Origin of the sequence: Kitasatospora sp. NBC_01302 (assembly GCF_035976515.1) — a bacterium.
Classification (GTDB): domain Bacteria; phylum Actinomycetota; class Actinomycetes; order Streptomycetales; family Streptomycetaceae; genus Kitasatospora.
This window is the reverse complement of sequence record NZ_CP108404.1, coordinates 2,650,765-2,669,097: the sequence shown is the minus strand read 5'-3', so window position 1 is coordinate 2,669,097 and position 18,333 is coordinate 2,650,765. Positions and strand designations below refer to the sequence as shown.

The 18,333-nt window shown below is 70.0% G+C and carries 9 protein-coding genes; 4 read left to right on the top strand and 5 right to left on the bottom strand.

The features are described 5' to 3' along the window. Positions 1 to 137 precede the first annotated feature (137 nt). Together OG294_RS11185 and OG294_RS11180 are read left to right on the top strand one after the other, a co-directional pair. Positions 138 to 1,001, top strand: coding sequence for a helix-turn-helix domain-containing protein (locus OG294_RS11185; protein ID WP_327066324.1), 864 nt, complete (start codon positions 138 to 140; stop codon positions 999 to 1,001). A 17-nt stretch (positions 1,002 to 1,018) separates the two neighbouring features. Then, positions 1,019 to 1,228: a DUF397 domain-containing protein gene (locus tag OG294_RS11180; protein ID WP_327066323.1), complete on the top strand. Its 210-nt coding sequence runs from the start codon at positions 1,019 to 1,021 to the stop codon at positions 1,226 to 1,228. Positions 1,229 to 1,290: 62 nt separating this feature from the next. Here OG294_RS11180 and pglX read toward each other — a convergent pair whose 3' ends face one another. The 4 genes from pglX to OG294_RS11160 all read right to left on the bottom strand — a co-directional run bounded on the left by pglX (position 1,291) and on the right by OG294_RS11160 (position 12,577). Then, positions 1,291 to 4,878: a BREX-2 system adenine-specific DNA-methyltransferase PglX gene (pglX, locus tag OG294_RS11175; protein WP_327066322.1), complete on the bottom strand. Its 3,588-nt coding sequence runs from the start codon at positions 4,876 to 4,878 to the stop codon at positions 1,291 to 1,293. Continuing rightward, a complete protein-coding gene (gene pglW, locus OG294_RS11170; RefSeq protein ID WP_327066321.1) occupies positions 4,875 to 9,584 on the bottom strand; it encodes a BREX system serine/threonine kinase PglW in 4,710 nt (1,569 codons plus the stop codon). Before pglW ends, pglX begins: the two co-directional genes overlap by 4 nt. Before the next feature lie 141 nt (positions 9,585 to 9,725). Then, positions 9,726 to 10,763, bottom strand: a complete 1,038-nt coding sequence (locus OG294_RS11165; RefSeq protein WP_327066320.1) for a CBS domain-containing protein — start codon at positions 10,761 to 10,763, stop codon at positions 9,726 to 9,728. Next, entirely contained in the window at positions 10,760 to 12,577 is a 1,818-nt protein-coding gene (locus OG294_RS11160; protein WP_327066319.1) for a GmrSD restriction endonuclease domain-containing protein, read from the bottom strand. The genes OG294_RS11165 and OG294_RS11160 overlap by 4 nt, the downstream gene beginning before the upstream one ends. A gap of 354 nt (positions 12,578 to 12,931) precedes the next feature. Between OG294_RS11160 and OG294_RS11155 the strand changes: the two genes are divergently transcribed. Beyond that, complete coding sequence (locus tag OG294_RS11155) at positions 12,932 to 14,422, top strand: lytic transglycosylase domain-containing protein (RefSeq protein ID WP_327066318.1); 1,491 nt, start codon at positions 12,932 to 12,934, stop codon at positions 14,420 to 14,422. Positions 14,423 to 14,545: 123 nt separating this feature from the next. Continuing rightward, positions 14,546 to 16,717 (top strand): hypothetical protein, encoded by a 2,172-nt coding sequence (locus tag OG294_RS11150; RefSeq protein ID WP_327066317.1) that lies wholly within the window; start codon positions 14,546 to 14,548, stop codon positions 16,715 to 16,717. Positions 16,718 to 16,932: 215 nt separating this feature from the next. Here OG294_RS11150 and OG294_RS11145 read toward each other — a convergent pair whose 3' ends face one another. Further along, positions 16,933 to 18,303, bottom strand: coding sequence for an MFS transporter (locus OG294_RS11145; protein WP_327066316.1), 1,371 nt, complete (start codon positions 18,301 to 18,303; stop codon positions 16,933 to 16,935). Positions 18,304 to 18,333 lie beyond the last annotated feature (30 nt).

Sequence of the window (18,333 nt, the reverse complement as noted above, 5' to 3'; positions counted from 1 at the left end):
TCGACTGTCGGTAGCCTGCTCCTGTGGATGCCTAAAGTGCAACCCGTACTTCAGAAGTCACCCCGGAGGAGTGACTGACGTGGATCTCGCATGCCAAGCGGGGGCAGACTGTTCCTGATCGTCAGGGAGGTGCGGACATGCCCGCAGACCAGAGTCCAACCGTTCGCCGCCGTCGGCTCGGAGCGGAGCTACGTCGACTGCGCGAGGAAGCCGGGCTCACCGCGGAGCAGGTGGGTGCCGAACTCTCCTGCCATGCCTCGAAGATCGGCAGGATTGAGAATGGTCGCAGCGGCGTTCGAGCGCTCGATCTGCGGGAGATGTTCAGCCTTTACCGCGTGACGGATCAGAAGACGCGTGATCAGTTGACCGGGCTCGCCAAGGAGAGCCGGAAGCGCGGCTGGTGGCATGTCTACAACGATGTGTTGTCGCCGACTACGGCCGAGTTCCTCAGCCTTGAGGCGTCGGCAAGCCATATCAGGAGCTACGAACCGCTCCTGGTGCCAGGACTTTTGCAGACCGAAGACTACGTTCGCGGCCTCATGACCGGAGGACGTGTCGGATCGCCGCCCGACGAGATCGAGAAGCGCGTGCGGCTTCGGATGGAGCGCCAGGCTCGTTTCGTGGCCGAGGATCCCCAGCAGCTCTGGGCTGTCATCGGTGAAGGTGCGCTCCGCAAGAAGATCGGCGGAACCGAAGTCATGCGGGGCCAGCTTCAGCGTCTGCTGTCGGCCTGCGACCAGCCCAACGTGACGCTACAGGTGCTTCCGTTCGAGGTGGGAGCACATCCCGGGGTTGAAGGAGCATTCACCGCTCTGTCCTTCCCGGAGCAGGACGAACAGGATGTGATCCTCATCGAAGCGATGACGAGTACGCTCTACCTGGAGACTGAACAGCAGGTCAGCCGCTACAAGTTCGCGTTCAACCACATCCGCGCGGCTGCTCTCGCACCCCAACAGTCCCAGGAAGTCCTGGAACGAATGCTCCATGATTACTCGACGTGACGAGATTGAGGTACGCGATGGCCGCCCCTGACCTGTCCCGAGCCCGCTGGTTCAAGAGCACCTTCAGTGGGACCGAAACGAATTGCGTTGAGGTTGCGAACGGCTTCGTCGAGGTCATCCCAGTGCGGGACAGCAAGGACCCGAGTGGTGGCGCGCTCGTCTTTCCGGCCGACGCCTGGGCGGCGTTCGTCGCCAGGGTCAAGGCGGGGGAGTTCCCGATCGCTTGAATCGCAGGTACGTCGCGGCCCGGAGCTGGAGTGCGCTCCGGGCCGCGACGTATCGCGTTGTGCTACTTCTTGGCTGTGCGGCCCCCGCGTCGCGTCGCTGCCGCCGGGCGCCAGGCTCGCAGGTCCTCGTCGGTGAGGCCGTGCTCGCCCTGGATCTGCGCGCGGTAGCCGGCGAAGAAGTCTGCGGGCGAGCTGCCATACATCGCGTCGAACTCACCGTGCCACTGGCTCAGCCAGGGCTGCAGTTCCAGCAGACCCGCGAGGTAGGGGGTCAACTCCCCAGTGCTGAGGTCGTTGTTGGTGAAGTACGTGGTGAGAGCCTGCGCCTGCTCGCGGTGGTCCCAGCCGGCCCACCCGAATAGATCGGGAGTGCCGGAGGTGGTCGTCGCGTAGGAGATGAACCGCTCCTTGGGGACGTCGAGCTTGCCGCGGGCCTTCCAGTAGGAGGGCTTGAGGAAGTCAGCCGATGTGTACTTCGGGGGGACCGGGATCGAGTCTCGGATCTTCCGCTTGGCCGGCTCGTCCGGGGCGGCGTCCTCTTGGCGCTGGAGGTCCCAGACGTGCTCCCAGTCGGACCTCTTCTTCAGACCGGTGGGCTTGTAGCGGAGGGCGGGAAGGAAGGGGACGTGCTCGTCGGCGAGGAGATCGGCGACGATGCTGGCAAGTTCCTTGCGGGGGGCGTAGATCTCGGCGACGGAGACGAAGTCGGCGTCGCGGGAGAGTGCGTCGGTGAGGTGGGCGGGGGTAAGGAGCCTGGGCTGGTCGTCCTGGAACCAGTGCTCGCGGGCCTCGAGGCGGTCGAGCAGCCAGGAACGGAGAGCCTTCTCCTGGAGTGAGTCCCAACCTTCGGTCGCCCAGCGGCGCTTGTACTCCGGGCGCTCGATCATACCGATGGCGCGTGAGGACTCGATTGCCTCGATTCGCTTCTGGACGATGGCCTTGTAGGCGTTGGGCCAGTCGGAGGGGAACTCGGTGATTGGGGTGGAACCGTGTCGCTTGAACCATTCGCTTGATGCCTCACCTGCTTCGATCCGGCGCGCGAGCACAATTTCGAAGGCCCGCTGCCCAAGGATGAGTCCAGGTGCATCAGCTTCGGAGGCGCGAAGGTCATCGGGGTGAAGGCTGTAGAGCGTATACACCTGCCAGTCCAACTCCTCTTGGATCGCGATCATTTCAGCGCGTGTGGAGTCCCAGATGGTGTGCGCTTTGCGGAGGGAAGTCACAGTGGGTGTGGGCGAATCACTGGAGGTCAGAGCGGAAGGCGTCACGGATGAGAGCGCTTGGGCAAGGGCATCGAGCTTCGAGGCGAGAGCGCTTGGATAGGAGCTAGGCAGGGGAAATTCCTGAAGCTTGGTTCCAGTGAACTCGAAAAAGCGTTCCCAGTCCTGCGACTTGAAGCCTTCGTTAACGCCTTGACTGCCCTTGTCGTGGCTGACTTGCTTGAGCCAGAAGCATGCGGTAGAACTGTTAAGTAGCCCAAGAAGCTCCAGATACTGTTCCTCGCATGCCCCTTCGGGAAGCTTGATTACTGGTGCATGCCGATTGAATACCTTCTCGCCTCGGCCAAGTGCGAAGTGGTTGTGGGTTGCAACAAATGGAAACGTGAGAACGAAAGAGCTGTTGAGTCGCGCATCGTTGTGAAATGCATAATTTGACCAAGGTAGCTTTCGCTGTTCCTTTGTAGTGCCAAACATCAGTCCATTGCGCAGGATCTGACGCCCGTGCCACAGCGTGTATTTCTCCAGCCTGAGGCGCTGATCGGTGGTAGCGGCTGAGGGGAAGACGGCATCGGCAGCTAGATGGCAATCCCAGTCGCGGACCTGATCTCCAGTCACGAAGGCGCGCATTGGGATGTCGCGCTGGCGGCCCCAGGAGGCGGAAGGGCGTGGGACTACGAAGTATTCGTCATCGCCAGTGATTGCTGCAAATCCGGTGCTTTCCGTCCGGCTTGACAGTCTGGCCACTGAGTAATGCTCAAGGCGCTGCACCATCTCGAGGCCACCGTCTGCCAAGATCCATGGCTGCTTGCAGAAGTACCGCTCGCGGTTGAGGTCATCTACTGACACCCACTGGCTGATTGACCCAGGCTTATCGATTTGCTCGATGATCGCTCGCCAGACCAGCCCTTCGGCGCCGTCCTCTGGTGTGGCAGGTTCGCCCTGAACGCTTCGGATGGTGCGGATCGTCTCCGCTCGGCTGATGGACCGATGCCGTCCGATGAGAATGACGGTCGGTGTGCCGTGTCCAGGAATGTACGCTCCGGAGGTATCCACGACCTCCGTGAGTTCCACTTGGTGCGCGAAGTATTCCTCAATCAGTTTTGTCCCGAACTCTCGTTTCATGAACGAGTTCGCGGTGATCTGGCCGACCATTCCGAATCCGCGGCCGTCGATGCTGCCCTTTTTGGCAAGGTTAAAGAAGCGCTGGGCAAACGGCACTGTAAACGCGTATTTTCCTCCGCAGGCGTCGTACAGATCCCGATACAGCGCGTTGAGCTTCTTATCCTTCACTGTGATATACGGAGGATTCCCCACCACAACGTGGTACCGCCCCTCCTCCAGAATCCCCGGGTACTCGTGCACGTCCTCCGTTGCGTACGCGAACTCCGCCAGCTCGTCCCCCGACTCCTCGCCCAGCAGTGTCAGCTCGAGCTGCCGCGCCTTAATGAGCGAGTCGCCCACCGCCAACTGGATCGGCCAGTCGTACTTCCCCGCATCCGCCAGCGTCCGCACCTGCGCCGCCGCCATCGCCGCGACCAGCAACCGGAACCGCGCGATAGCCACCGCGAACGGGTTGATGTCCACCCCGTGCACCGAGTCCAGTGCCGCCCGCACTCGCTCGTACCGGTCCGTCCCCGGCCGACCCTCGCCCCACAGCCGCACCAGCCGCCGGAACGCCCCCAGCACGAAGTGCCCCGACCCGCACGTGGGGTCGATCATCTTCAGGCCCTCGTACCCGAATTCCCGCACCGCCGGGTCCATCGCGCGGTCGAGGATGAACTCCTCCACGAACTCCGGCGTCTGCAACAGCGCATACGTCTTCCGCGCCGCCTCCGACAGGTCCTGGTACAGGTCACCCAGGAACCGGGTGTCCCACCCCTCGGTCCCGTCCTCGTTCAGCTTGTCCGTGAAGTCGTGGACGAGCACACCTGCCTCGTCACGCTCCCGCCAGAACTCCACCAGCGCCCGCGCACCATCGTGAGACAACGGGATCTGGAACAGCGGGTTGTGCCGCCGGTCGAACAGCAGCTTCCCCGCCTGTCCCGCACCCAGCTCCGCGAACGCCTTCTCCAGCCACCCGCGGTACGTCGGGTCGGCGTCCTCGTCCACGTACGCCGCGTACCGCTCCGCCGCCAGATCCCGCCGCTCGTCCGAGGCACCCGCCAGGTACGGCTCCGGGATCAGCTCATTGTCCTCGCAGAACCGCACGAAGACGGTGCCCAGTACCCACGCCACCGCGACCTGCGTGATGCGCTCGTCGAGCCACGAGTTCCAGGTCGCCGCCGTGCGCCCCAGCTTCCGCGCCAGGTCGTACTCGCCGCGCAGCTTGACCCGCACGTCCTCCACGGCCTTGACCTGGCTGCCGAGGTCGACCTCGACCGCCTTGACCTGCTTGATCAGATCCGCCAACAGGGCCTTGCGGTCGATCACTTCGTTGCCTCTCCGCTTGCGCCGGCTCGGTGGGCGTTGTTGACCCACGAGTCCGGAAGTTCGATCCATTCGCCGAGCCCCGACTGGTACGGCACGGCCGTCGTCCCCAGTCGGGGGTCACGCGCCGGGTCGCTCTGCGGGCAGAGCAGCCACAGGCCGCGACCACCTTCGCGCGAGCGCCCGGCCAGCCGGTCGAGGACGCCCATCGCGTCGTACCGGGCGAACACCCCGCTGTCGACCAGCAGCACCGGCCGCCCGGGGCCGCCCGTCGTCACCAGCTCGCCGATCCTCGGCTCGACCGCGCCCCACGCCGTCCGCACGTACTCGGCGAACCGCATCGCCGCCGGCGTGCCCGGCTCGGCCGCGTCGGCGCGCAGGATGGTCTCCCAGGTCGGCTTCGGTCGGGGGTCCACGAGCTCGTGCAGCGCTGCGATGAGCAGCTCGGCCACCGACACCGCCTCGGCCCCGAACCTGCCGCTTTCCCCGCCGCTCCCGGTCAGCGCCCGCGCCGCTTCCCGGGCGAGCCCGGTGCGGACGGTCAGCGCCCGGAAACCGTCGCGCCGGGCGGAGGAGAGCAGCCGCTCCTCCGCCTGCATGGCGCCGGCGAGCAGTGGGTCGTCGTCGTACCGGGTGATCTGCGAGATCTGTGTCGTCCGCCGGCCCGCACCGGAGGTCAGGTAGCTGGAACCACCGTCGACCCGGCGCGGCAGGTAGCGCATGATCCGAGTGCCCTCGCGCAGGGCGGAGACCAGGTCGAAGCCGGCGTCCCGCAGCGCCTTCGTCAACGGCCCGCCGGTGGGCAGGGAGTGCCCGCCCCGGCCGTCCAGCAGTTCGGGGAATCGGGCGCTGACGCGCTCGTGCACGTCCTCCGCGGTCAGGCCGGGCTGCTGGGCCTCCGGAATGCCCGGTGTGATCCGGACCAGGCCGGCCTGGGTGAGCCTAAGGGCGCGGACCAATGACAGATCGCGCGGGTAGATCTCCAGGCGGGGTGTGGCCGCCGCGTTGCGGGAGGCCGCCGCGGCGAGCACCACGGTCCGCCGCTCGTCCCACTCCACCACGCCGTTCGGCGGTGTGACGGCACCCAGTTCGGCCAGCACGGTCGCCGCCGTCGGCAGGGTGTCGAGCTTGGCCAGCCGGTCGGCGACCCGGCCCAGCCGCTGGGCGTAGTCCAGCAGTCCGGGGGCCGACGGGGTGTCGGGGGAGTCGTCCTCGCCGACCTCCAGGGCCAGCAGGCCGGCGCCCATGCCTTCGTCGGCCGCGTCGCGGTTGGCGACGTGCCGGAACTGGGCGGCAGCAGGCTCGAGTTGTTCGACCTCGAGGATGGCCCGCACCGCGGCGAGCGCCAGGGCCCGGCGGTCGCCGCGCTCCGGGAGCTGAGTGCCGCGCCGGACGGCGAGCGCGTCCGCGATCTCGGCTGCCGAGGCGACCCGGCCCAGCGTGTGCAGCAGCTCGAGTATCTCGCCGCGCAGCACCCGGACCGCCGCGTTCTTGCTCCAGCGGGTGCGCTGGGCCTTGAGGATCTGCGGGATGCGCCCGGCGGTGAGGCCGAGGGCGTTCGCGACGTCCTTCTGCTTGGGCCAGACCCCGATCTCCGGGAGGGCGCCGCTCTCGTCGGGCAGGCGCAGCAGCAGGCGGACCGTCTCGACCTCGTTGTGGTTCGAGCCGTCCTTCTTGAGTGCCGGTACGAAGATCGTGGCCAAGGTGTCCAGGCTGACGGTGCGCAGGGTCCGAGCGGACAGCTCGGCCACCGTGCTGGTCGTGGACAGCGCATCGACGGCGGCCTTCTCGACCACCGACAGCTCGGCCATCTCCTCCTTCGCGGCCTTGCGGCCCTCCGGAGTGAGCGGACCGGGCGGCTGCTCGGCCAGAAGGCGGCGCCACTCCTTGATCCGGGAGAGCACCTCGCCACGCGTCTTGGGACCGAGCCCCTTGGCGTTGACCAGCCGCTGCTTGCTCAGGTCCAGCAACTCACCGACGGTGTTGACGCCGAGGCCGAACACGAAGGACTCGGCGGCGGGGCTCAGCCCGGCTGCCGAGATCGCGGTCTCCCGGTTGGCCTCCGCGGCCTTCCGGTCGCGGTCCCGCTCAGCGTTCTCCGGCTCGGCGTCCGCGATCCCCGACCCGGAGCCGTCCGTCGTGCGGTCTTCGGGAGACTGCTCGGCAGTGCCCCCGCCGTCGGTGACCGGATGCCGGCTGCGCGTCGGACTCGGCTTCGCCTGGTCCAGCTGAAGGAAGATCTTCTTCCAGGCGTCCTGCATCGGCTTGAGATCGGGGAACCGCTGGGCGGCATCCCGGTGGAGTGCCTTGCGGAAGAAGGCGGTAAGGCCCTCCCGCACAGCAGGGTCGAACGCCTCGACGGCGATCGTCGGGTACGGCTCCTTCTCTGCGTCGGTCTGGCGCGCGGAGACCCGGCCGCCGCCCCAGACCGGGAGCTCGCCCGAGGCCATCTCGTGCAGGGTCGCGGCCACGGCGTACCGCTCGGCATGCGCGTCGTACACCGAGCGGGTCAGCGTCCCGATGAACGGGTCGAGGTAGCCGTCGGTGCCGGCGCTGGTGTCCTGCACGCGGTAACCGGCCAGCGAGAAGTCGATCAGCACCAGCTCGCGGGTCCGGTTGGGGCGGACCCGGATCGCGATGTTGTCCGGCTTGATGTCCCGGTGCCAGACGCCCTCGCCCTCGAGGAAGTCCACGGCACCGAACAGGTAGTCGCCGTACCGCTCCAGCTGGTCGACCAACAGGCGCCCGTTCTCTCGCAGTTGGCGGGCGACGGTCTCCTCGCGCCGGCGGGTCCGGGGCTCCGGGGTCGTTCCCTCGTCCTCGCGCTCGTCGCCGACGTACTCCAGGACGAGCACGGTCCGGCCGCCGATGGACAGCGGCTCCGGCTCCACCAGCCGGATGATCCGGGAGTCGGGGCGCAGTCGTCCCATGATCTCGGCCTCGTGCGCCAGTACCTCGCCGCGGCTGTCGCTCAGCGCCACCTTGAGCACGCACAGCGCCTTGGAGCGCGGGGCCCGCGGGTCGGCGGCCAGATCGCGGACCAGGAAGGCCCGGCTGGTGGAGCCGGTTCCCAGTCGCCGGCGCACCTCCCAGCGGCCGGCCAGCACGTCGCCCGCAACCGCCTCCAGCGGATCCTTCTCGGGCTGCTCGGCACGCTCGGGCTGGTCGGCTTGCCCGGACTGTTCGGCCGGACCGGCTGCAACCGCTGTCTCGGCTGCCGGTGCCGTCAGGGAGTCCTCGACGAACTCCAGCATCTCCAGGAACTCGTCGACCGAGGCGAGCCGCTGCTCGGGCTTATAAGCGGTCGCGGCCTGGACCAGCTCGTCGATGTCCTCGGAGAGCCCGTCGACCACCGCGCTGGGGCGCAGCCCCTCGCCGGCCTCCAGCCGGGCGACCAGCTCGGCCTGGCTGGCGGCCGGCGGCTGGAGGGTCGCGAGCAGATAGGTGAGCACCCCGAGTCCGTAGACGTCGAGCATGATCGGGTCGGGGTTGAGGGCGGTGAGTTCGGGGGCGAGATAGGGGTCGGCGGCCTCGGCCAGGTGCGCGCCTGCCTGGGAGAGCGCGGTCGGTGCCAGCCGGGCGGCGCCTTCGGAGGTGTCGCCCGTGGAGCGCTGCACGGCGATCTGCCAGTCGGAGATCTGCAGGTGCGGGTTGAGCCAGCCCGACTCCTCGCCGTCGGCGCCCAACGAGCGACCGCGCCGGCGCGGGATGACGTGGATGGCGCGGGCGGCCAGGGTGCGGTGGAAGATCCGGTTGCTGTGCCCGGAGCGCATCGTCTCGGCGAGCTGGCGCACCAGCGACATCCTGGTGAGAATGTCCAACTTGGGCCCGTACTGGACCAGGTACTCGTCCAGCCGCAGAGTGCGCGGATCGTAGTCGAAGATCAGCGCGGGGCCCGCCGAGTGCCCGGAGGAGTCGTACTGGCGCAGCTGTACCACACCGGGGTGCTTGAACCGGCGCAGCACCGCGGCCTCGCGCAGCGCGGCACGCTCCACCGAGGCCCGCAGACCGGCGTCCGAGCCGCGCTCGCGCAGGTAGATCCGGACCCGTGCGGCCTCCGGGAGTTCGCTGTGCCGGGCCAGGTAGTCGGCCCAGGTCGGGCCGGAGTCGAAGGACTTGCGGTTCAGCAGGTACGGGCCGACCTTGTACTCCGCGTCGCTGCGCGCGATCCCGACCCGCTCCAGGGCCGCCTTGATCTCCCGCGATGCGACGGCGTCGACGCGTCGGCGCTCGTCCCGCGGCGGCTGCTGGAGCATCGCGACCAACTCGTCGACGGTGTGGACACCGTGCTGGTCGGACGGGGCGAGCCGTTGCCGCAGCGAGGCATCGGTGAAGCAGACCGCCTCCGACACCCAGATCCGGCGGCCGTTCTGGGTGAGCAGCCCGGCCAGCTCCTTGGCCTTCCTGTTCGCGAGGTGGAGCGGGTTGCCGTGGGCGACCGGGCGCCCGTTGGGCTGGGTCTGCAGCCAGGTGCCGTTGCGGGACTCGACTGAGCCGTGCCAGTCCTTCAGCTCGATCAGATAGACCCCACCGGGCGCGACGACCAACAGGTCGACCTCACGGACGTGCCCGGTGTTGGCGGTGAAGGTGAAATTGGACCAGGCGCGCCACGGGTCGGCGTTGGGCAACTTCTCCCGGATCGCCTCCAAGCCGCGGCGTTCGTGCGGGAACTCGGAGTCGGTGACCGTCACCCACCGGCCGTCCCGCATGCGCCACCACCGCTTCTTCGTCTACTTGGCTGCGTCGTGCTCTCGCCACTGGTCAGCAGCCGGACCACCCGGACGATCGTAGCGGGTGGTAGTTGTCTGTGTCGGGCTCGCGTGAAATCCGGGTCGATACGACGAAACAGGTCAGGAGACGAAGTCGCGGAGCAGCTTGGTGAAGGTGGTCAGTTCCGCGAGCAACTCGTCCGGCAGTGGCTTCTCGTCGAAGTGGGCAATCCGGTTGCGGATGTCCTTCACCCGTTCCAGATGGCGGACGAACTGGGCCCGGTCCATGGCCGGCCAACCGAGCGTGCCCCAGTTGGTGTCGGCGTTCGCGGCCATCTCCTGCTTGGTCTGCGTGCCGTCCAGCAGCTTGATGTAGTCGCCGAACATCAGGTCGGAGATCAACCCGGTCCGGTCCGCGACCTTCCGGTTGGTCTGCACCGCCCTGATCGCCTCCTCGTCGAGCGCTGCGCCGAGGCATCGTCGGAGCAGCGACTCGATCTCGCCGACCAGGAAGAAGGGGCGAGCGGCTCCTTCGAAGCGCTCCGTGACGTCTGCCGCCGTCACGATCCCGGACAGGCAGCCGTCGTCCCCGCGGACCAGGAGGTAGCCGTGCTCCTTGATCATGGGCAGGCAGCTGAAGAACTCCTGCCGTGCATCGGCGATGGGCAGGGAGTCCTTCTGCATGGCGTTCTCGAGCGTGGGCGCCTTGCCGGTCTCGTACATCTTCGCGACCGAGCGCCAGGTGATCACTCCGTGCACCGTGGCCATGCCCGTGGTGACCGGAAGCTGCGGATGACCCGTGGTGCGCATCAGGTAGGTCGCCTGGGTCAGGGTCGACCCGAGGCCGACACCCACCACGCCGTTCCGGGCGGGCGCCAGGTCGCCGATGTGGAGTCGCTGAGGCAGAGCGTGCGAGGGCAGTGCCTCCTGCTCGCTCTCGTCCTCCGGGGACGCTGCCGCCACGAGGGTGGTCAGCGCGACGATGTCGACGTCATCACGCTGGCCGCAGACCGCGAAGTCGGGGAGGGTGGCCAACCCGACGTCCGCCAGCGCCTGCGAGATCAGGTGCACGGTCCCGTGGTTGCGAACCCGCACGCCGAAGAGGTCCAGCACGCGCTGGACCGGGATCCGGGTGCCCTTGAGCGCGAGGAGATCCTGCTGGGACGGCTTCGCGGTCACCGGTCGCCGTCTCCATCCGCGAGGCCGCGCAGCGCGGTCCGCTTGCCCATGGCCCCTTGGACCAGCTCCACCAATTGCCTGGACCGGTCATGGTAGAAGCGCTCGTAGTCGTTGCTGTGCAGGGCGTCCGGGTCGATGAGGTGCGTCGCGATCACGTCGTCGAACCACTCGGGCCGCATGTCCGAGGCGGCCACCAGCGAGGTCAGGTACGAGGCCGGCGGCCCTGCCATGTCCTGGGCGGCCCGCAACGAGAGCGGCGTCTTGTTCACGATGGAGTTGGCTGGAAGCTCCTGGCCGTACTGCTTGGCGATCCATGCCTTGGGGAAGATCTGCCGGACCCCCACCGCGTGTTCGTCCAGCCGGGCGGGGCTGAGCGGCGCGCCGGTGAAGTGCCAGTCCACTGCCCCCTGCTTGATGAGCAGGGCGTAGATCCCCTTGTACGCGGCACTGTTGCGGGTGGTCAGGGTGTCCAGGCGGTCGGGGAAGAAATACGCGTCGCCGACCGTGTCCGGCATCTCGCCGGTGCGACGGATCCAGGCGATGAGCTGTTCCACGTCACGGGTGAAACGGGTCTCGGTCGATCCGCCGTACATCTCGCCGAGCACTCCGCACCAGTACCAGCGGGTGATCATCTCCTCCGCGGCGAGGCTGTCGGTCTCGTCACCGAGGATGGCCCGAACCGCCGCGAGCGGGACGAGCTGGGTACGGTAGGGCAGGTCGGCGGCGCGCACGATGCACTGCTGCTGAAGGAAGTCCCCGACCCAGCTGAAAGCCTCCGCCAAGCGCGGGGCCAGCCGGTCGAAGTCGACGAGGGGAAGCTCCAGGAGATCACGTCGTTTGCAGGACACCGCGGTACCGGGGCGCGCCTGCTTGCGCTCCCAGGTGCGCACGAGTGCGACGGCCTGCAGGAAGTCGCTGCTGCTCAGGCCGTCCTCGACGCCCTGGTCCAGCCGGCCGAACACCGGGAAGCGGGTGGTGAGGTCCTGCTTGATCGTCTGCCAGACCGTCGGGAGCTGGTAGTAGTCCCCGGTCTTCTCGGTGAAGACGCGGTCACCCGCGTAGGTGGCCGTGAGCAGCTCGAAGACGTTCAGCGGCACGCCGCCGGTGTTGACCCGCTCGAACACCGCGCAGACGGCGTCCATCGAGGTCGAGGCGGCGAGCCGGATCATGGGGACCTGGAATGTGCGGATCTGATCCAGCACCCGCTCCTCGAACTCGCCCCACAGGTCCCAGTTCCGGGCCTCGTCCGCCTTGACGAACGCCCGCTTCCAGGAGTTGACACGCTGGGTGTCGAACACGAAGTGGAGCGGGAAGAGGCTGGCCGCGCACTCGTTCTCGACGCTGCTCAGGTCGAGGACGACCGTGCGGGAGAAGTCCGTCCGGAGCACCTTGTTCTCCGGGACGGACACGATCGCCTCGTCCCGGTCCGCCGAGGCACGTACGGCTTTGGCGATATCGACGTAGTACCAGCGCTTGATGGCCTTGCCGCGGGCATCGACCGTCTCCACCGGAGCGTCGAGATACAGGGCCTGGAACAGGGAGGTGAGCCGTTGCTGGCCGTCCAGGAGGAGAAGGCTGGGCTCCCCGTCCTGGCCGAGCCCGGCGCCCGTGAGCGCACGGGCGCGGAACGGCGAAGCTCCGCCCGTCTCCAGCGTCATCACCACGCCGAGCGGGTAGTCGAGCGTCACCGTCGCGATGATCGCTCGGATCCGGTCGTCGTCCCACTTCCATTCGCGTTGGAAGTCGGGCAGCTGCAGCGTGCCTGACGCGACGTCCGCGAGGACGTCCTTGAGCCTTGGACTGTCAAGCGCCACCCGGTCTGTTCCCCACCTTGAAGCCAGCATGTGCTGAGAGTGATTCGACCAACACGCTCCCTTCGCAGTCAACTGCTTTGGCGAAGTTCCCAGGCAGCGGCAAGGTCGATGGCAAGTCATTTGGAGCAGGAGACATGGCTATGGCCGGTTGTGGAGCTGGGGTGGCCAGGGCTGCCATGAGCGCGAGGGCTGCTTTAGGAAGGGGTGCCCCCGCTGTGCGAGGGCGTCACCCCAGCGTGGTCTGATGCGTATGCCGACTGACTGTTGTGGAACCTGATGGGCGGTCGGTTCGTCCATGGACTGACCGCAGGATCATCGGAAGGAGTTCACGTGGCCAGGTGGATACGTAAACGCGTGCTGACGCGGACGGCCGGGACGCTCGTCGCCCTCGCTGCCGCGGCGGCGCCGTCGGCGCCCCTGACCCTCGCCTCACCAGTGGCGTTCGGTGTGCCGGCGTCCGCCGCGGCGGGTGGGGCGACGCCGGGCGGGCAGCCGCCGGCGGACGGCGGCGGCCCGCGGGTGCTGCCGCAGCCGCCGGGGGTGGTGGCCGGATCGCCGTTCGCGGCGCCGGGCACCGTGCTGCCGGGCGGGAGCGGGGCCGGGAACGGCGCGGGGACGTCGAGCACCGTTCCGGTGACGCCCGCGACGTCGCTGTCGGTGGGCGGGGCGCGGCTGCCGGCCACGGTGTTCGCCGCCTACCGCAGCGCCGAGACGTCGCTCGCCGGCAGCGACCCCGGCTGCCACCTGCCGTGGCAGCTGCTGGCCGGCATCGGCCAGGTGGAGTCGGGTCAGGCGGACGGTGGCGCGGTCGACGCCTCCGGTACGACGTACACGCCGATCCTCGGTCCGGCGCTGGACGGGACCAGCGGCTTCGCCGCGATCCCCAACAGCACCAGCGGCGCCTACGACGGCAGCGGTTCCTGGGCCCGGGCCGTCGGTCCGATGCAGTTCCTCCCCTCCACCTGGGCGACCTGGGGTGCCGACGGCAACGGGGACGGCAAGGCCGACCCCAACAACATCTGGGACGCGGCGCTGGGCGCCGGCCGCTACCTGTGCGCGGGCGGCCGCGACGTGTCGGTGCCGGCCCAGCTCGACCGGGCGATCCTCAGCTACAACAACTCCACCGACTACCTGAACACGGTGAAGAGTTGGATGGGCTACTTCCAGACCGGCGCCCTGACCGTGCCGGACCTGCCGGCCGGACCGGGCCCGGTCACGGTGCCGCTGCCCGTCGGCGGCGGATTGTTCACGGTCGTGCCCGCGAGCCGGCCTTCGGCCTCCTCGGCCCCCTCGGCCCCCGCGACCCCGATCCCGGCCGGTACCCCGGCGGGCACACCGTCGGCCTCGCCGACGCCGAACGCGCAGCCGTCGCCCGCGGCGCCCACCGCCTCGCCCACCCCGGCGTCGCCGTCGGCCTCCGCGTCGCCCAACCCGGCGGCCTCGGCGTCGGCTTCGGCCTCGCCGACCCCCGCGCCGTCGGCCTCGCCGACGCCGTCCGCGAAGCCGTCGCCCACGACCCCCGCCTCGCCGTCGCCGACCGGGTCGCCCTCGCCGTCGCCCACCGCCTCGCCGACCGGCACCCCGAGCCCGGCGCCGACCGGCTGCCCGACGCCGACGGCCGGCGCGTCCGCCTCGCCGAGCCCGTCGCCGACCGGGACCCCCTCGCCGGCGCCGACCCCGTCGCCGAAGCCCTCCGGGACGCCGACGCCCTCCGCGTCCGCCACCCCGGGCTCCCCGGCGCCGTCCGGCAGCCCCTCGCCGAGCTGCGGGTCCCCCTCGCCGGCTCCCACCGCCGCCGCGCCGACGAGCTCCCCGAGCCCGTCGCCCTCCGCGTCCGCGAAGTGAGCAGGGCGACCGTGACGTGAGCAGGGCGCCGGGCGCCGCGAGCAACGGCTCGCGGCGCCCGGCGCGCCCGGTGGTCCGAAAACCCGGGTGCGAGGCCTCAGGCGGCTCTGGGATCATGCCCGGATGGCCCTCCGTCTCGAACCGCTGGTCGTCCGGCACACCCACCGCCTCCCCGCGCCCACTGCGCCCGCCGGTCAAGGCGCCGTCGCAGCACGGCAGTTCGACGCCACGCTGCTGTCCGTGGGCTTCAAGCTCTCGGCGGCGCTGCTGGAGCGGCTGTCGGGGCTGAGCGAGGAAGCGGTCGTCGCCGTCGCCGCGCGCACCCTGGCCACCGTGCGGGAGATGGTCGGTGACCATGTCGAGCACAACGTCTACTTCGTCGACTTCCCGGCCAACGTGCCGGACACCTTCGACTTCTGGATGCGATGCATCGCCGAGGCGCTGGCGGAGGACGTCTCGCGCGCGGGCACGCCGGCGCAGCTCGGCACCGGTGCGGTCGACCTGCTGACCCTCCCGTCGTACGGCAGCTACGCCCACACGTACGCCGAAATGCTCGCCGCCCACGGCGAGTTGATCGCCGCCGCGGGCGACCGCCTGACGGTCCTGCACCCGGGCGGCACGCTGGAGGACGAGGTCACCGCGCTGTACCTGGCCCTGGCGGGCAGCACGACGCCGCTGGGGGAGGAGGCGCTGCGCGACCTCGGTGCGCTGGCCGGGCACTGCGTCGACGGTCCCCAGCCCGCGGCGATACCGGTCCGGGAGAACCGGGCCGTGGTCAACCTCGCCCGGCTCGACGCCGGTGCGCCGCTGCTGCTGGACACCGTCACCGATGTGCTGCGGCTGGCCTGCGCGCTGTCGGACGGTGACGTGACCCTGCTGGAGCCGACCCGGTTCCGCTCGCTGTCCCGCCCGGTCCGCCGCGCCCTGCTCGCCGGGCTCGACGCGGTGGTCGCCGCGGCTCCCGCCAAGCTCGCCGACGTCAGCGCGCACCGGGAGGCGTTCAAGCGCCTCGGTGAGCGACTGCACCCGCACGAGTACCCGCGCTGGCCGCACGCCGCCGAGGTGTTCGCGGTGGCCCGGGGCGAGCAGCAGGTCCGCTCCTTCGACAGCCGTGTCGAGGAGCTCTTCGCCGCGCAGGACGTGACCGGGGCGGCACGGCTGCTGACGGCCGCTCCGGGCAGGCTGTTCCGCGCCCTGGACCGGCTGCTGCGGGCCTGCCGCACCCAGGACGAACGCGATGCCGTGGTGGCCGCCGCCGAGCAGGTCGCCCCGCAGGTGGCCGGCCGGGTGCTGCTGTCGGTCCGTGAGTACTTCCACAACCGGCCGCGGCAGCCGGGCGAGCGCCGCGTCTTCGTCAACCGCCGTGGCCGTGGCTGGGTCACCGCCGACACCCGCCCACCGGTGCTGCCGCCCGAGTGCGAGCGCCTGATCGCCGCGCTGGACGCCGAGCTGCGCCGCCGTCTGCCGGCGCCCGGGCACCTGCTGATCGACCCCGACATCCTCGACGTCGCGCTCCCGCTCAGCGGCAACGCCACGGCCGCCGGCCTCGGCGTGCTGCCCCGGGGCTCGCTCTCCCCGGTCGACGGCGACCTGCTCCGGTTCTTCGTGTACTGGAAGCAGACCAGCCGCACCACCGACTTCGACCTGTCGGCGCTGCTGCTCGACGCCGAGTACGGGACGGTCGGCTGGCTCTCCTGGACCGAGCTCACCCAGGTCGAGGGCGAGCACTCCGGGGACATCACCGACGCGCCCGACGGCGCCTCGGAGTTCATCGACCTGCGCCTGGGTTCCGTGCGCGGCGACTTCATCGTCCCGCAGGTCAACGTGTACGCGGGCGAGGGCTTCGATGAGGTCGAGGAGTCGTTCTTCGGCTTCATGCTGCGCGAGGCCGAGCAGCAGGGCCGCCCGTTCGAGGCGCGCACCGTGCGGATGAAGTCGGAGCTGCGCGGTCCGGGCCGGGTCGCGCTGCCGCTGGTGTTCCTGCGCGGGGCCGACGGCAGCTGGCGCGCGAAGTGGCTGCACCTCCATCTGCAGGGCGACCCGCAGGCCAACCAGGTCGAGGGCAACCAGATGTCGGTGGCGACGCTGGTGCGCGGCATCGTCGAGCGCGAGCACCTCACCGTCCGCCACCTCACCGACCTGCTGGCCGAGCGCGCCACGGCGACCACGCTGTGGGACGGCACCACGGTCCCGAAGGGCCCGGTCACCTACGTCGGCCTGGGCCGCCCGCAGGGGCTGCACCCGGACTCGGTGGTCGTCACGCCGGAAAACCTGCGCGACCTGATCCCCGGCTGACTGCTAGCGTTGCCCCCGGCGAGGCCATGGGGGGACTTCCTTCTCACACCTCACTTGCAGCTAGTCCCTCCGCTTTCCTCGCCGCTGACCGCAGGACGACGCCGGGGTGCCCGATGGCACCCCGGCGTCGTCCTGTCGACCTGTCGTCAGCGGATCGGGTCCGCACAGGCGTTCCAGCGCGGCGGAAGGACCGCCGGACAGGCCCTGGCCCCGGTTCAGCCGGCCGCCGCCCGCCGCGCCACCGGGTGCGGCCAGCTGTGGTGGTGCCGGTCGATGACGTAGTGGTGGCCGTGGCTCCAACTCCCGGTCGGCGTGCGGCGGGCGCCGGCGAGGTGCGGGTGGCCGGCGGGCAGGTCGGTGTGGAGGTGGGGCAGCGCCCCGGGATCGTGGCGCGGCCAGAGCAGCACGGCCCCGCCGGCCGCGGCGAGCGCGAGGGCGCCGAGCACGAGGGCGGTGGCGCGCAGGCCCGCCGCGGCGGCGACCCAGCCGGCCAGCGGGTAGGTCAGCAGCCAGCAGGAGTGCGAGAGGGAGAACTGGGCGGCGAAGGCGGCGGGCAGGTCGGCGTCGGCGGCCGAGCGGCGGACCACCCGCCCGCCCGGGGTGAGCACGGCCGAGCTGCCCGCGCCGATCAGCGCCCACGCGGCCAGCAGCGCCGCCCAGGACCAGCTGCCGGGGGCGGCGGCGGTGAGCGCGGCGACGCCGGCCAGGACGGCGGGCAGCGCGAACGCGGCGGGCAGCATCACGGCCCGGTCGCTCACCCGGTGCAGCAGACGGGGCATCAGCAGGGCGGTGGCCATCGACCCGGCGCCGTAGGCACCGAGCGCGAGGGAGACGTCGCCGGCGGGGCGGTGGAAGTGCTCGCGGACCAGGACGACCGTGTTGACGAAGACGATCGCGCCGGCCGCGGCGACCGCGAGGTCGAGCGCGAGCAGGGCGCGCAGCCGCGGAGTGGCCCGGTACAGCCGTGAGCCGAACACCGCCTTGGTGTAGACGCCGCCGGTGCGCTCGACCGGGGGAGCCTTCGGCAGCACGGCGGAGGCCACCAGGGCGGCCGAGGCGAGGAAGCCGATCACCGTGCCGGTGAAGAGCCAGGCGTAGGAGACGGCGGTCAGCAGCAGCGCGGCCAGCGCCGGGGAGAAGAGCGACTCCAGGTCGTAGGCGAGCCGGGACATCGACAGCGCCTGGGTGTAGTCGCGTTCGGCCGGCAGCACCTCGGGGATGGTGGCCTGGAAGGTCGGGGTGAAGGCGGCGGAGGCGGCCTGGAGCAGGAAGACCGTCAGGTAGACCTGCCAGACCTGGGTGACGAACGGCAGGGCGAGGGCGACGCCGGCGCGGGTGAGGTCCGTCGTGACCATCAGCGCCCGCTGCGGGACGCGGCCGGCGAGCGCGCCGGCGAGCGGTGCGATCGCCACGTAGGCGACCATCTTGATCGCCAGCGCGGTGCCCAGTACCGCCGAGGCGTCGTTCCCCGCGATCCGGTAGGCCAGCAGCGACAGGGCCACCGTCGCCAGGCCGGTGCCGACCAGGGCGACGACCTGTGCGGTGAACAGGTGGCGGTAGGTGCGGTTGCGCAGCACGGACAGCATCGGTCGCGCCCTCGGGTCGGCGATGGTGAC